Below are 13,443 nucleotides of genomic sequence, written 5' to 3'. Positions count from 1 at the left end.
TTAGCGCGTGGGATAATTGGGGGCTTCGCGGGTGATCGCAACGTCGTGGACGTGGCTTTCCGAGAGGCCCGCATTTGTGATGCGCACGAACTGCGCACGGCTCTGCAGATCGGTGATCGTGCTCGATCCGGTATAGCCCATCGCGGCCTTGATCCCGCCGACCAGCTGGTGAACCACGTCCGCGGCCGGGCCCTTGAACGGCACCTGCCCCTCGATCCCTTCGGGCACCAGCTTCATCGCGGAGACGTCCTGCTGGAAATAGCGGTCGGCCGAGCCGCGCGCCATCGCGCCGACCGAGCCCATACCGCGATAGGCCTTGTAAGAGCGGCCCTGATAGAGAAACACCTCGCCCGGACTTTCAGTAGTGCCCGCCAGCATCGAGCCGATCATCACGCTCGACGCGCCCGCCGCCAGCGCCTTGGCCGCATCACCCGAAGTGCGCAGACCGCCATCGGCGATCACCGGCACGCCCGACTTGGCCGCCTCGGCGGCGCTTTCCATGATCGCGGTCAGCTGCGGCACGCCCACGCCCGCGACGACGCGGGTGGTGCAGATCGAGCCCGGCCCGATCCCGACCTTGACCGCGTCCGCCCCGGCATCGACCAGCGCGCGGGTCGCCTCGGCGGTGGCGACATTGCCCGCGATCACCTGCACCCGGTTGGAGAGCTTCTTCACCCGCTCGACCGCGCGGGCGACTTCGGTGTTGTGGCCGTGCGCGGTGTCGATCACGATCACGTCGACCTCGGCATCGACCAGCGCCTCGGTGCGCGCGAAGCCTGCATCGCCCACCGTGGTCGCCGCCGCCGCGCGCAGGCGGCCGGTGCTGTCCTTGGTGGCGTGGGGGTAGTTCACCGCCTTTTCGATGTCCTTCACCGTGATGAGGCCGATGCAGCGGAAGGCATCGTCGACCACCAGCAGCTTCTCGATCCGGCGGGCGTGGAGCAGCCGCCGCGCCTCTTCCTGCCCGGTGCCCAATGGCACGGTGGCGAGGTTCTCGGTGGTCATCAGCTCGCGCACCGGCTGCGCGGGATTCTCGGCAAAGCGCACGTCGCGGTTGGTGAGAATGCCGACCAGCTTGCCGCTGGCATCGACCACGGGAATGCCGCTGATCCGGTTGGCCTGCATCAGTGCCTGCGCCTCGCCGAGCGTCGCGTCGGGCTGGATCGTGATCGGATTGACCACCATGCCGCTTTCGTAGCGCTTCACGGCGCGCACGGCGGCGCATTGCGCCTCGACATCGAGATTGCGGTGCAGCACGCCGATCCCGCCGAGCTGCGCCATCGCGATCGCCATGTCGGCCTCGGTCACGGTGTCCATCGCCGAGGACAGCACCGGGATATTGAGCGCGATCTCGCGCGTCAGCCGGGTCGAGGTGTCGGCCATGCTCGGCAGGACGCTCGATTCCGCCGGGCGGAGCAGAACGTCATCGAAGGTAAGACCGAGCGGGATATCCATGGGCGCCACTTTCTGAGGGTCGAGAGAGGGTTCTCCTCCAGCGGGAGAATCGTGGCGGCCCATGTAACCGCACGCGCGCCAAAGCGCTAGGGCTGCGCGGCGGCGGGCGCGGGAAAGCGTGCAGGGTCGGCCACGATGCGGATCACGTCCTCGTGCAGCAGCAGATCCTGCACCGCGCCGCCCAGTTCCACCGCGGCAGCCTCGTCCGAGGGGCGGTGATAGCGCGAGCCGATGAAGGGATCGAGCACCGCGCGGCTGCCATAGGTGCTCGACAGCAGCACGGCGGGCACACCGGCCTGGATCAGCGCCCACCCGTCCTGCCGCTGAAGATAGCTGTCGGCGAGGCTCTGGTCGCCCATCACGCGCCCCTGCCGTGCAATGGCATCGCCGATCACCGCATCGAGCGCCGGATTGCGCCCCGCACCGATCATGCCGAGCGGGCTGCCTGCCGGGGCCACCGCCATCATGTCGAAATTGAACGCGGCGACGATGCTCTCGATCGGCAACGGCGGAGACTTGAGGAAGGCATAAGTGCCGAGCAGCCCGTCCTCCTCGGCGCTGACGGCGAGCACATAGATGTCGCGCGCCAGCGGCGGCCCGGCCTTGAGCCGCCGGGCGAGTTCGAGCATCATTGCCACGCCGCTGGCATTGTCCGCCGCGCCGTTGCAGATGTGATCGGAGGCGGAGGGCGGGCCGCAGTCGCCCAGATGATCCCAATGCGCCAGCAGCAGCACCGCGCCCGATCCCGGCGCGCTGCCGGGGATCTTGCCGATCACGTTCTGGCTCGGGAATTCGCGCCGGTCGGCAGTCGCCTCGATCGTCATGGCGAGATTGAGTTCGAGCGGCGCGAAATCCGCCTTGCCCGCTTCGGCCTTGTACCGCTGCCAGCGCCGGGGGCCCACCACCTTCGCGACCGCAGCGTCGGTGATATAAGCCGAGAGCGTGTCGAGCTGATCGCTCGCCAGTTCCACCCGCGCGCGGCTCTCACGGCGGCGAACCTCGGCGAGCGCTTCGGCGTCAGCCACCACGGTGACGACCGCAGTCGCGCGTTGGCGGAACAGCGCCTCGCGCCGCGCCGTATCGCGCCCCGGATCGGCGAGCATCAGCGCCGCCGCCCCCGCCAGCGCATCGCCCAGCACCGACCCGTCGCCCAGCCCGACGAAGACCACCGGCACCCCCGTCCCCGGCCCGCCCGCCGCCAGCGCGCGGCGACGCGGGGTGAAGACGGCGGCCTCCTCGTCCGACAGCGTCACCGCCCTGCGCCCCTGCCCCAGTGTGAGCTTGCCGGTCAGCGGTTCGACCTGGACCAGATCGACCGGCATCAGCCAGTATGAGCCCGGATCATTGGTGCCCGAGACCAGCCCGATCTCGCCGAAGCGCTTTTCCAGATAGTCCTGCGTCGCCCGCCCGCCCGGCGTGCCCGGCTTGCGCCCGGCGAATTCGTCGCTGGCGAGCATCGCGATGTCGGCGCGCAGCCGCTCGGCAATCTCGCTTTGCGCAAGACCGGGTGTGGCGGCAGGCGGGGTCTTGGTACAGGCCGCGAGCGCGAGGCTCGCCAGTGCCAGCGCCAGCAGCCGGAAGCGCGCTGCCATCATTCGGCCGTCCAGCCCCCGTCGAGCGCGTAATTCGCGCCGGTAATCCCCCGCGCCGCATCGCCGCACAGGAACACCGCCAGCGCGGCGACATCCTCGGGCGTGATGAACTGCTTGGTCGGCTGCTTGGCGAGCAGGATGTCGTTCATCACCTGCTCGCGCGTCATCCCGCGCGCGGCCATGGTGTCGGGGATCTGGTTCTCGACCAGCGGTGTCCAGACATAGCCGGGAGAAATGCAGTTGGCGGTGATCCCGCTGGTGGCGAGTTCCAGTGCGATGGTCTTGGTGAAGCCCGCAAGGCCATGCTTCGCCGCGACATAGGCGCTCTTGAACGGCGAGGCGACCAGCGAATGCGCGCTGGCGGTGTTGATGATCCGCCCCCAGCCCTTGGCCTTCATCCCCGGCACCGCCGCGCGCGTGGTGTGGAACGCGGCCGAGAGGTTGAGCGCCATGATCGCGTCCCACTTCGCCACCGGGAAATCCTCGACCGGGGCGACGTGCTGCATCCCGGCATTGTTGACGAGAATGTCGACCGGCCCGATCGCGCCCATCATCGCGGCAATCGCGGAGGCGTCCATCAGATCGGCGCCGTGATGGGTCGCGCCCAGTTCCTCGCACAGCTTCGCGATTTCGCCCGCGTCGCCAAAGCCATTGAGAACGACCTCGGCGCCCTCGGCCGCCAGCGCGCGCGCCACGGCGAGGCCGATTCCCGAGGTCGATCCGGTGACAAGGGCGCGCTTGTCCTTGAGCATTCGGAACATCTCCTGCACGTTCGGATTACAGGAGTTCGCTTTTGCCGCAGGACGTGCGCCTGTCCAGCAAATTGCTGAGCCCTTGGGGGAAGGAAAAGGAATACATCAATGCGGTTGGGGCCATTCGATACATCTCGGATCAACGTCCGCTCGTCGGATGGCGGTGGCGGCGGCATGGGCCGCGCTGGCGGGCTGGGTTGCGGCACGCTGGCGATCGCGCTGATCGGCGCGCTGGTGTTCGGGCTCGATCCGTCGCAGACCATCGGGCTGATCGAGGGCGTGCAGCAGCAAACCGCGCCCGCCGGGCAAGGCGCTGGCGACGGCGCGCGGCAGCTTTCCGAAGCGGAGGTCTGCACGCAAAGCGAATACGCGACCGAGGCCTGCAACGCGCTCACCAGTCTCGACGAAACCTGGTCCGCCGCCTTTGCCCGCGCGGGCCTGCGCTTCGAACAGCCGGTGCTCGATCTCTATCGCGGCGGCCGGGTCAACACCGAAGGCTGCGGCAGCGCGACATCGGCGGTGGGGCCGTTCTACTGCCCCGCCGACAAGGGTATCTACATCGACACCGGCTTCTACGATCAGCTCGCCCGGATGAGCGGCACCGGCGGCGATTTCGCGCGGCTCTATGTGATCGCGCATGAATATGGCCATCACATCCAGAACATCACCGGGCTGGCCGGGCAAGTGCGCGCCGCGCAGCAGCGCGATCCGCGCGCGGCGAACCAGTTGCAGGTGGCGATGGAGTTGCAGGCCGATTGCTATGCCGGGATGTGGGCGGGCAAGAACCGCAACCTGATCGAACCGGGCGACCTGGAGGAGGGCCTCAAGGCCGCCAGCGCGATCGGCGACGACACGCTCCAGCGCAATGCCGGGCAGCGGATCAATCCCGAAGGCTTCACCCACGGCACCAGCCGCCAGCGCATGGACGCGCTGCGGCGCGGACTGGAGGCGCGCAACGATGCCGCCTGCGACGTATTTTTCGAAGGAAACTGAACCGATGAACACCACCCGCATCCTCGCCGCCGTGCTTGCCCTTGGCCTCGGCAGCGCCGCTCATGCGCAGTCCATGCCCGAGCCCGACGCCACCGAAGTCGCCAAGACCCCCTTGCGCGATCTCAATATCGACGCGCGCGACATTCCCGAGGTGCTTCAAGTGGCGGTGCGCGATCCCTATGCGACGCAGGGGATGGACAAGTGCGACGCGCTGGTCACCGAAATCGCCGCGCTCGATAGCGAGCTGGGCGCCGATTACGACATCGCGCTCGACGATGGCAGCGACCGGTTCAGCGAAGGGCGGATCGGGCAGAGCGTGGTCGGCTCGATCCTCCCCTTCCGCGGGATCCTGCGCGAAGTGACGGGCGCGGCCAGCAATGACCGCGCCCTGCGCGCCGCATACACTGCGGGGATGGTACGCCGCGCGTTTCTCAAAGGCTGGGGTCTGGGCCGGGGCTGCGCCTATCCGGCCCGCCCGAAGGCGATGGAAAAGTAGCGCCTAGAGCGATTTGTCGCTCCAGCGCGCGATCTGCTGATCGAGCGTGCGCAGCACCTGCTTGCGGGTTTCCTCGGGGATGTCCCGGTCGGCGGCGATTTCGGCGCGGGCTTCCTCCAGTCCCTTGCGGGCCGAGGCGAAGATGCGCTTCTGACAGATGCTGACGACCTGCACGCCATCCTTGGTGGTGGTCTCCGAGACCTCCTCGCTGCCGGGCTTGCATTCCTGCCGGACGACAACCCGTTGACTAGCCTTGCGGGCCTCTTCGCTGGCGGCGAAGGCCTGTTCGAGAATTTGCGGCAGTTCGGCGCGCACACGCTCGGCTTCGGCGAGGCCCTCGCGCAGAGCGGCGAGCATTGCCTCGCGCTCGGCTCCCTGGGCGGCGTGTACGCCTTCGAGCTGGCGGGCGAGCATCGCACCGTCGGGTGCCGAGCGGAACACGAAGCGGGTGCGGTGTTGCTTGCCGTCCTTATCGGTCCAAGCGTGTTCGGTCACTTCAGTGTCGCCTGCGACCTTCGCACCATCCTCGTCGATCATGACGACCATCGGCGGCGCGGGGGGCTGCGGGGCGGCAGGGCCTTCGGACGGCAGCGGTGCATCGGGGGCGGCGGGCGGCGCGGTCGGGGCCAGCGGCGCGGGCGGTTCGGGAGCGGCAGGCGCTTCGGGCACGGTCTCGCTCGCAGCGTAGGAGATCGAGGCGGTCAGCGGCAGCGCCAGCAGGCCCGCGCCCAGCAGCGCGCGGCCCGCCATACGGCGGCGGGGGGAAAGATCGGACATGGCAAGGCTCCTCAGGCGGTGGATGATCGACGTCTCGCCCAAGACCGGACAGGCCATCGGGGCGGTGAGCGCGGCGTGGTGGGCACCGCCGGGGGCGGCGGCAAAGCGGGCGATCAGCGCGGCATAGGCGGCGCGTTCATGGGCGGAGCGATGCGCCATCACCCGCGCATCGCAGGCCGCTTCCTGATCGCGGCGCAGCGCCAGCCAGCCATAGCGACCGAGCGGGTTGAACCAGTGCAGCGCGAACAGTGGCTGGACGAGGATATTGACCAGCAGATCGCCCGCGCGGTGGTGCGCCAGCTCGTGCGCCAGCGCGAGATCGCGTGCGGGCCGGTCATGCAGCGCCATGAAACCGGGCGGCAGCGCGATCACCGGATCGAGCACACCAAAGGCGAGCGGCGCGGTGGTCGCGGGGGTTTCGACGAGGCGAATCGTACCGATCAGGCCGCCCAGAGCGCCGGGCGCGCGGCCCATCTCGCGGCCCTCGGCCAGCAGCGCATCGCGCAGGTCGAAATAAGCCCCAAACCGCCGCCACAACGTCACCGCCGCCCCGCCCAGCCACACGGCGAGCAGGATTTCGGCCAGCGGCAAGGCATCGAGCCACGCCAGCAGATCGAAGCCCGCCGAGACCGGATCGGCAGCGGGTGCGGAGAGGCTGGCGGCAAGTGGCACCGGAGCATCGCCTGCGGCCTGCCAAGAAACGGCAGCGTGCGGGGCGGCGGTCAGCGGCGCGTCGGCGGGAACTGGCGCGGGGGCGGCCGCCTCGGGCGCCATCCATGCGGGCAAGGTCAGCGGCGGCAGCACCAGCCGCGCAGCGGGCAGCGCCCACAGGGCATAGGCGACCTGCGGCCCGAACACCCGCGTCACCGGGCGGCGCAGCAACAGCACCGCTGCGATCAGCACGCCGGTCCACACCAGCGTCTCCATCATGCTCCCGATCATGGCCGCAGCTCCTTCAGCAGCGCCTCGATCTCGGCGAGATCGGCCTCGGAAAGCGCCTCGCTCTCGGCCAGATGCGCGACCAGCGACGCCGCGCTGCCGCCGAACAGCCGGTCGACCAGCCGCCGCGATTCGCCGCCGACATAGGCCGCGCGGGCGATCTTCGGCGTGTAGAGGAAGCGCCGCCCATCGGGCTCGGCAGCGAGCGCGCCCTTCTGGACAAGGCGCGAGAGCAGGGTCTTGACCGTCGCGAGGCTCCAGCCCTTCTGCGCGCAGACCTCGTCGCACACTTCGGCAGCGGTCCGGCGCGGGCGATCCCACAGCACTTCCATCACCGCGTGTTCGGCTTCGGTGATGCGATCGGCAGTCGGGGTATCGGACGTGTCTTCGGGGGGGCTCACAGCGCATCTCCCTTGCTCTGATTACACCTGTAGTCATAGCGACTACATCTGTAAACCTTGCGCGCGGATGAATGAGCGCCTTCCCGGCTTGCGCTTCGTTGAAGCGGCGATACACCCGGACGAATGACATGGATGCGCGCCCTTACCGCCCTCTGCGCCCTTGCGCTGGCCCACCCCGTCGCCGCGCAGGAGGAGTTCTTCCCGCTCACCAACCCCGCCGAACTGGTCGCGGGAGAGACCGACACTGCGGTGGGCGAGCTGATCTTCCGCGGCGGCGTGGAGATCACGCCCGACATTGCGAAGATCGGCGGGCTCTCGGGGCTCGAATGGCACGACGGGCGGCTTTACGCGGTCGCCGATGACGGGCGGCGGGTGGTGATGACGCCCGAGGATCTGGGCGCGCGGCTGGTCGATGTCTCGTCGATCGGGCTCGCGCCGCTACTGGATGCCAAGGGGGACGAGCTGACCGCCAAGACGCGCGGCGATGCCGAAGCGATCACGCGGCTGCCCTCGGGCGAATGGCTGGTCAGCTTCGAACAGGATCACCGCATCTGGCGCTATGCCGACCTCGCCGGTCCCGCCACAGGGGTGGAGGAGCGCGCCGCCGCGCTCGTCGCCGGAGCCGATGCCAATGCCGGGATCGAGACGCTCGCGGCCTTCCCCGGTGGGCTCCTGGCCTGCGGCGAATGGGTCGACCCGGCGCGCCCCAATTGCCTGCGCGTCACCGAAAGCGGCGCGGCCCCCTTCCACCTCGCCGCGCCCGAGGGGATTGCGGCGGCAGGCGGCGTTCCGACCGACGCCGCCTGCAAGGCCGATGGCACCTGCTACGTTTTGTTTCGCAGCTACAACGCCGGCGAGGGCAACCGCGCCGCGATTGTCTCGCTTGCGCCTGACAACGCCTCCACCACCCTCGCCGTGTTCGCCCCGCCGCTGCTGCTCGACAATTTCGAGGGGCTGGCCGTGCGCGAGGCACCGGGGAAGACGTTTCTCTACCTCGTCTCGGACGACAACTTCCGCAATTGCGGGGATGGCGACAAGCCCGGCTGCCAGCGCACGCTGCTGATGAAGTTCGAGTTGAAGCCCCCGCCAGAAGGCCCCGCCCCGCTGACGCCGGAGGATTTCGCCGAATCACCCGCCGCCCGCCCGGCTGAGCGCCCCTTTCCCGAGGCTGCCTCTGTCTCAGTGGTGCTGGAGACCAGCCTCGGCCCGGTTACCATCGCGCTCGAAACAGAACGCGCGCCCGTCACCGCGAGGAATTTCCTGCGCTACGTCGATGAGGGCCGCTTCGACGGCACGACCTTCTACCGCGCGATGGACCTGATGGGCGAGCGGGTGCCTTCGGGCATCGTGCAGGGCGGCGCGCGCAACGATCCCGCGCGCGTGCTCCCCGCCATCGCGCACGAGCCGACCACCGTCACCGGCCTCTCCCACGTCCACGGCGCGCTGGCGATGGCGCGCGGGGCGCCGGGCACCGCGGACGGCGATTTCTTCGTGATGATCGAGGATCAGACCGGCTTCAACGCCGATCCCGCCGCCGCCGATCCGGCCTGGCGCGATGGCTTTGCAGTGTTCGGCCACGTCACCGACGGCATGGCGGTGATCGCGAGTATCCACGCCGCCGCGCGCGATCCCGAGGCTGGCGAAGGCGTGATGAAGGGGCAGATGCTCGCCGCCCCCGTCACCATCATTGCGGCGCGGCGGGCGGCGCCTTCTTCGCCCGCGCCGTAGCCAGCACCGTCTCGTCGAAGGCGGGGCGACCGACCGGGGCGCTGGCAATGCGCGGCTTGCCCGCCTCCAGCGCCGGGAGCCAGGTGCCTACCTCCGGCCCGATGCTGACCTGCGGCAGCGAGGCGAGAAAGCGCGCCTGCGCCTCCCAGTCGGCGACCGAGCGCCCCGCTTGCCGCGCGGCTTCCTCGAGACTGACGGGCTGGCGCAGCGCGCGGTTGATCAGCGCGTCGCCGAAGAAGGTCCAGTCGTTCTCCGCCACGCAGCCGAAGGAGGAGCGCGTGGCCGCGGCAGCGGTCAGGATCGCGGTGTCGGGGCTGGCGAGCACGGGGACGAACACCCCCGAATAGCAGGCGCTGAGGATCAGCACCCGCCGCCGGATTCCCGCCTCCTCCAGCGCGCGCTTGAGGCTGACGGGCGAGAGGATGCCATAACCGCTGTCGCCGTAGTGGTAGGCGAGGCCGATATCCGCCCCGTGGCTGGTGGTGTAGAGCACCAGCACATCCTCGCCCCCGTCCATCACGCTGCCGAGGTGGCTGATCGCCAGCAGCAGAGCGGAGATCGAGCCGTGCGGCGCATCGTCGCGGGTGCCGTCCGGTCCGGCGAGCGTCACCGTGCGGCCCTCGGCCCCGTAGCGCGCGCCCAGCACCCGCGCCGCCTCCCGCGCCTCGCGGGCGAAGACGGGATCGCTGTCGAGCGCGACGGTGAGCACGTAGGCCTCGGCCACGCCCGCGCGCTGGGGCGCAAGCGCCGCAAGCGCGGCATCGAGCCTGCGCTGCTGCTCGCGCCTTTGGGCGGCGGAGAACCCCCTGTGCAGTTCCGGGCTGGCCTCGAATGACTTGCGCCGATCCGCGCGGCTCTCCCCGCTGCCGAGATCGGGCCAGGGCGCGGTATGCGGCGGGGGTTGGTTGGGATTGGGCGCTGATGACTGGGATAGCGCGGGCGCGGCGAGCAATGCCGCAACGAGCCCCATGATGATCCTGCCCCTGTTCATCTAAGGGCAAGCTGCCCGCGCGCGGACAGACCGTCAAGCGCGCTCTTGTGCGACCCTTCCTGCGCGCCACGCCGCGAGGTCCACCGCCATCTTGGCAGGGCGGAAGCCCTCGCCAGCCAGCAGCCGCCGAAAATCTGGCCCGTTGTCGAAATGCTGGAGCTGGCGATGGTAGTAATTCACATATTCCGCCAGCGCGAGCAGGCTCGCCCCCAGCGCGGCCCAGCGATTGGCCGCGTCGTTCCCCGGTATGGGAATCAGCCAGCCTGCGATCCCGAGAACCAGCGCGAGCGCAGTCATCGCCAGCATGGGCCACTGCGCCCGGTCGGCAAGCGTCAGCACCTTGCCGAGCGCGCGCCTGTCACCACGGATTTCATGCAGCTTCGCGCGCCAATAAAGCCCGCCGATCACCAGCAGGCCGATAACCGGCACCAGCGTGACAAGGGTCGGCCAGTTCACACCGCCGCCAGAGGTCGCCACCAGCAACAGCACCATCGCGGGCACGAGGACGGCATTGGCCAGCTCCATCGGCCAATACCACGCGAGCCGCCGCGCGACCTTGCCACCAGCGTGTGTCAACCAGAGCCTCCTGCGCGCACGAAGACGCGGCCGCACTGGTAGACCGCATCCCCCTCGCTCCAGTTCTGCAGGGTGTCGCCGACCACTGCGAAATTGAGCCAGTTGTCGAGTGTGATGCGCGGATAATTGCCGCCCTCGTAGCGATAGCTGCCCGAAGACGGAAAGCCCTCTACATCCATCGCGTAGGTGCGGTCCGCCTCGAAGCCTATCGATGCCCTGATATCGCGATTTTCGGGCGGACCGCCCTCTTTCTCGCACTCGTCGTGCGAATACGTCCAGGTGCCGATCAGGTTCTCCGGCACCGAATCGCTCCGGCCGGTGTCCATCCTGATTACCGCAGCGAGCGCCTCGCCCTCAAGATCGGTGGTTTCGACGTCTGTGGCGTCAGCGGGCGGAGCAGGGGCGTCCTCCTCCGCCCGATCGGCAGCCAGCGAGCACCCCGCAAGCAGGGCCGGTGCAACCACCAGTCCTGCCCGCCGCAAGTGCATCAATACACGCGCGCCTTGGGCTCGATATACTTGATGTCGTCAGTCAAAGTGTACTCGTGCACCGGGCGGTAATCGATCCGGCTGTTCGAGCCGCGACCGCCCCAGCCGTCGAACCAGGCGATGGTGTGCTTCATCCACTCGGCATCGTTGCGATCGGGGAAGTCCTCGTGTGCGTGAGCGCCGCGGCTTTCCTTGCGGTTTGCCGCGCTCGCCATGGTCACATTGGCCTGCGCCATCAGGTTGTCGAGCTCCAGCGTCTCGATAAGGTCAGAGTTCCAGATCAGCGACTTGTCGGTGACGTGGATGTCCTCCATCCGCTTGTTCTGCTCGGCGAGCTTGGCGACGCCCTCGTCCATCAGCTTCTGGTCGCGGAACACGGCGCAGTGCTTCTGCATCGCCTTCTGCATCTCGGCACGGATCTGCGCGGTGGGCGAGCCGCCCTGCGCATAGCGGAAGTGGTCGAGCCGGGTCAGGGCGAAGTCCGCGCTATCCGCCGGCAGTTCCGGCTGCTTGGCATTGGGCGTCAGGTTGTCGCGCAGGTGGTGGCCGGTCGCGCGGCCGAAGACCACGAGATCGATCAGCGAGTTCGAGCCGAGGCGGTTCGCCCCGTGCACCGAAACGCAGGCCGCCTCGCCCACGGCGTAGAGGCCGGGGATGACGGTATCCGGATTGCCATCCGGCCCCAGCGTCACGACCTGCCCGTGATAATTACACGGGATGCCGCCCATGTTGTAGTGCACCGTCGGAGTGACGGGCAGCGGCTCGCGGGTCAGGTCGACACCGGCGAAAATCTTGCCGCTTTCGGTGATGCCCGGCAGGCGCTGCGCCAGCACATTGGGGTCGATGTGGTCGAGGTGGAGATAGATGTGATCCCCCTCCGGCCCCACGCCGCGCCCTTCACGCATTTCGAGCGCCATCGAGCGCGAAACTACGTCACGCGAGGCCAAGTCCTTCGCGGACGGGGCATAACGCTCCATGAAGCGCTCGCCTTCGGAGTTGGTGAGGTAGCCCCCCTCCCCGCGCGCGCCTTCGGTAATCAGCACGCCCGCGCCGTAGATGCCGGTCGGGTGGAACTGCACGAACTCCATGTCCTGCAGCGGCAAGCCCGCGCGCAGCACCATCCCGCCGCCGTCGCCGGTGCAGGTGTGGGCGCTGGTGGCGGTGTAGTAGCAGCGCCCGTAGCCGCCGGTCGCCAACACGACCGACTGCGCGCGGAAGCGGTGGATCGTGCCGTCGTCAAGGCACATCGCCATCACGCCGACGCACTGCTTCACCCCGTCCCGCTCGTCCATGATGAGGTCGAGCGCGAAATATTCGATGAAGAAGTCCGCGTCGTACTTCAGCGACTGCTGGTAGAGCGCGTGGAGCATCGCGTGGCCGGTGCGGTCGGCGGCGGCGCAGGTGCGCTGCACCGGCGGGCCGGCGCCCATGTTCTGCATGTGGCCGCCGAAGGGGCGCTGATAGATCGTGCCATCGGCATTGCGGCTGAAGGGCACACCAGCGTGTTCCAGCTCATAGACCGCAGCCGGAGCCTCGCGCGCGAGATATTCGATCGCGTCCTGATCGCCCAGCCAGTCCGACCCCTTGACGGTGTCGTACATGTGCCAGGTCCAGTGATCGGGCGAGTTGTTGCCGAGCGAGGCGGCGATCCCGCCCTGCGCCGCGACGGTGTGGCTTCGTGTGGGGAACACCTTCGAGATGTTGGCGGTGCGCAGACCGCTTTCCGCGGCGCCCATCGTGGCGCGCAGGCCGCTGCCGCCCGCGCCTACCACCACCACGTCATAGGTATGGTCGATGATCTTGTAAGCGCCCTTCAGATGCGCCCCGCCGACATCATTGGCGGTGCCGGGTGCTGCTGCGGTTGCCATCAGGCGTTACCTCCGAATGCGAGCGCGGCGACGCTGAAAATCCCGAAGGCGCCGCCGCCGATGGTTGCAAGATTGAGCGCGGCGAGCACCGCGAACTTGGTGCCGGCTTCGTGGACATAGTCCTCGATCAGCACCTGAAGGCCCAGCCGGGCGTGCCAGAACAGGCTGACGATCAGCAGGATCATCGCCGTCGCCGAGAGCGGCTGCGAGAGCCACTTGACCACGTTGGCATGGCTGTAATCGCCCAGCAGCGCGAGGCTGACCAAGAGCCAGCTCATCAGCACCACATTGCCGATCGCGGTAAAGCGCTGCACCAGCCAGTGATGCGGTCCGTGATGCGCCGCGCCAAGCCCGCGTACGCGTCCGATGGAGGTTCCGTTACCCATG

13 protein-coding genes are annotated in these 13,443 nt (G+C 68.8%); 3 read left to right on the top strand and 10 right to left on the bottom strand.

The window, feature by feature from the left end; genetic code table 11:
- From guaB to E2E27_RS10515, 3 genes are all read right to left on the bottom strand, one after another.
- Entirely contained in the window at positions 1 to 1,455 is a 1,455-nt protein-coding gene (guaB, locus tag E2E27_RS10525) for an IMP dehydrogenase (RefSeq protein WP_141458960.1), read from the bottom strand.
- An 86-nt stretch (positions 1,456 to 1,541) separates the two neighbouring features.
- Positions 1,542 to 3,050 (bottom strand): M28 family peptidase, encoded by a 1,509-nt coding sequence (locus E2E27_RS10520; protein ID WP_141458958.1) that lies wholly within the window; start codon positions 3,048 to 3,050, stop codon positions 1,542 to 1,544.
- On the bottom strand, positions 3,047 to 3,808 hold the full coding sequence (locus E2E27_RS10515; RefSeq protein ID WP_141458956.1) for a 3-hydroxybutyrate dehydrogenase: 762 nt from the start codon (positions 3,806 to 3,808) through the stop codon (positions 3,047 to 3,049). Before E2E27_RS10515 ends, E2E27_RS10520 begins: the two co-directional genes overlap by 4 nt.
- A 99-nt stretch (positions 3,809 to 3,907) precedes the next feature.
- Here E2E27_RS10515 and ypfJ point away from each other — a divergent pair, with 99 nt between their 5' ends.
- Positions 3,908 to 4,792 (top strand): KPN_02809 family neutral zinc metallopeptidase, encoded by an 885-nt coding sequence (gene ypfJ / locus E2E27_RS10510; RefSeq protein WP_141458954.1) that lies wholly within the window; start codon positions 3,908 to 3,910, stop codon positions 4,790 to 4,792.
- A 4-nt stretch (positions 4,793 to 4,796) separates the two neighbouring features.
- On the top strand, positions 4,797 to 5,288 hold the full coding sequence (locus E2E27_RS10505) for a hypothetical protein (RefSeq protein WP_141458952.1): 492 nt from the start codon (positions 4,797 to 4,799) through the stop codon (positions 5,286 to 5,288).
- Between the two features lie 3 nt (positions 5,289 to 5,291).
- Here the strand turns inward: E2E27_RS10505 and E2E27_RS10500 are convergent, their stop codons facing one another.
- Together E2E27_RS10500 and E2E27_RS10495 are read right to left on the bottom strand one after the other, a co-directional pair.
- Positions 5,292 to 7,007 (bottom strand): M56 family metallopeptidase, encoded by a 1,716-nt coding sequence (locus E2E27_RS10500; protein ID WP_141458950.1) that lies wholly within the window; start codon positions 7,005 to 7,007, stop codon positions 5,292 to 5,294.
- Positions 7,004 to 7,336, bottom strand: a complete 333-nt coding sequence (locus E2E27_RS10495) for a BlaI/MecI/CopY family transcriptional regulator (RefSeq protein WP_234036263.1) — start codon at positions 7,334 to 7,336, stop codon at positions 7,004 to 7,006. The genes E2E27_RS10500 and E2E27_RS10495 overlap by 4 nt, the downstream gene beginning before the upstream one ends.
- Positions 7,337 to 7,528: 192 nt before the next feature.
- On the opposite strand from E2E27_RS10495, the gene E2E27_RS10490 reads away from it, so the two are divergent.
- Positions 7,529 to 9,133, top strand: a complete 1,605-nt coding sequence (locus E2E27_RS10490) for an esterase-like activity of phytase family protein (protein ID WP_141458947.1) — start codon at positions 7,529 to 7,531, stop codon at positions 9,131 to 9,133.
- On the opposite strand, the gene E2E27_RS10485 is transcribed toward E2E27_RS10490, so the two are convergent.
- From E2E27_RS10485 to sdhD, 5 genes are read right to left on the bottom strand one after another with little or no spacing between them, the layout of a single operon-like run.
- Entirely contained in the window at positions 9,090 to 10,124 is a 1,035-nt protein-coding gene (locus tag E2E27_RS10485; protein WP_141458945.1) for a C13 family peptidase, read from the bottom strand. The two genes, E2E27_RS10490 and E2E27_RS10485, sit on opposite strands and share 44 nt — an antisense overlap.
- Before the next feature lie 33 nt (positions 10,125 to 10,157).
- Entirely contained in the window at positions 10,158 to 10,700 is a 543-nt protein-coding gene (locus E2E27_RS10480; RefSeq protein WP_141458944.1) for a hypothetical protein, read from the bottom strand.
- Positions 10,697 to 11,191 carry a hypothetical protein gene (locus tag E2E27_RS10475; protein ID WP_141458942.1) on the bottom strand — a complete coding sequence of 165 codons (495 nt, stop codon included), beginning with the start codon at positions 11,189 to 11,191 and terminating at the stop codon, positions 10,697 to 10,699. Before E2E27_RS10475 ends, E2E27_RS10480 begins: the two co-directional genes overlap by 4 nt.
- Positions 11,188 to 13,056 (bottom strand): succinate dehydrogenase flavoprotein subunit, encoded by a 1,869-nt coding sequence (gene sdhA, locus E2E27_RS10470; protein WP_141458940.1) that lies wholly within the window; start codon positions 13,054 to 13,056, stop codon positions 11,188 to 11,190. The genes E2E27_RS10475 and sdhA overlap by 4 nt, the downstream gene beginning before the upstream one ends.
- Positions 13,056 to 13,442, bottom strand: coding sequence for a succinate dehydrogenase, hydrophobic membrane anchor protein (gene sdhD / locus E2E27_RS10465; protein WP_141458938.1), 387 nt, complete (start codon positions 13,440 to 13,442; stop codon positions 13,056 to 13,058). Before sdhD ends, sdhA begins: the two co-directional genes overlap by 1 nt.
- Position 13,443: the final 1 nt, after the last annotated feature.

Source organism: Porphyrobacter sp. YT40, from assembly GCF_006542605.1.
Taxonomy (GTDB): domain Bacteria; phylum Pseudomonadota; class Alphaproteobacteria; order Sphingomonadales; family Sphingomonadaceae; genus Erythrobacter.
The sequence above is the reverse complement of the archived record's forward strand: the minus strand, read 5'-3'. Positions and strand labels throughout refer to the sequence as shown.

Coding starts and splice junctions, on each gene's coding strand:
- E2E27_RS10485 (WP_141458945.1), bottom strand. CDS start 10,124: ATGAACAGGGGCAGGATCATCATGGGGCTCGTTGCGGCATTGCTCGCC.
- sdhA (WP_141458940.1), bottom strand. CDS start 13,056: ATGGCAACCGCAGCAGCACCCGGCACCGCCAATGATGTCGGCGGGGCG.
- ypfJ (WP_141458954.1), top strand. CDS start 3,908: ATGCGGTTGGGGCCATTCGATACATCTCGGATCAACGTCCGCTCGTCG.
- E2E27_RS10515 (WP_141458956.1), bottom strand. CDS start 3,808: ATGTTCCGAATGCTCAAGGACAAGCGCGCCCTTGTCACCGGATCGACC.
- guaB (WP_141458960.1), bottom strand. CDS start 1,455: ATGGATATCCCGCTCGGTCTTACCTTCGATGACGTTCTGCTCCGCCCG.
- E2E27_RS10490 (WP_141458947.1), top strand. CDS start 7,529: ATGACATGGATGCGCGCCCTTACCGCCCTCTGCGCCCTTGCGCTGGCC.
- E2E27_RS10505 (WP_141458952.1), top strand. CDS start 4,797: ATGAACACCACCCGCATCCTCGCCGCCGTGCTTGCCCTTGGCCTCGGC.
- E2E27_RS10500 (WP_141458950.1), bottom strand. CDS start 7,007: ATGATCGGGAGCATGATGGAGACGCTGGTGTGGACCGGCGTGCTGATC.
- E2E27_RS10520 (WP_141458958.1), bottom strand. CDS start 3,050: ATGATGGCAGCGCGCTTCCGGCTGCTGGCGCTGGCACTGGCGAGCCTC.
- sdhD (WP_141458938.1), bottom strand. CDS start 13,442: ATGGGTAACGGAACCTCCATCGGACGCGTACGCGGGCTTGGCGCGGCG.
- E2E27_RS10495 (WP_234036263.1), bottom strand. CDS start 7,336: ATGGAAGTGCTGTGGGATCGCCCGCGCCGGACCGCTGCCGAAGTGTGC.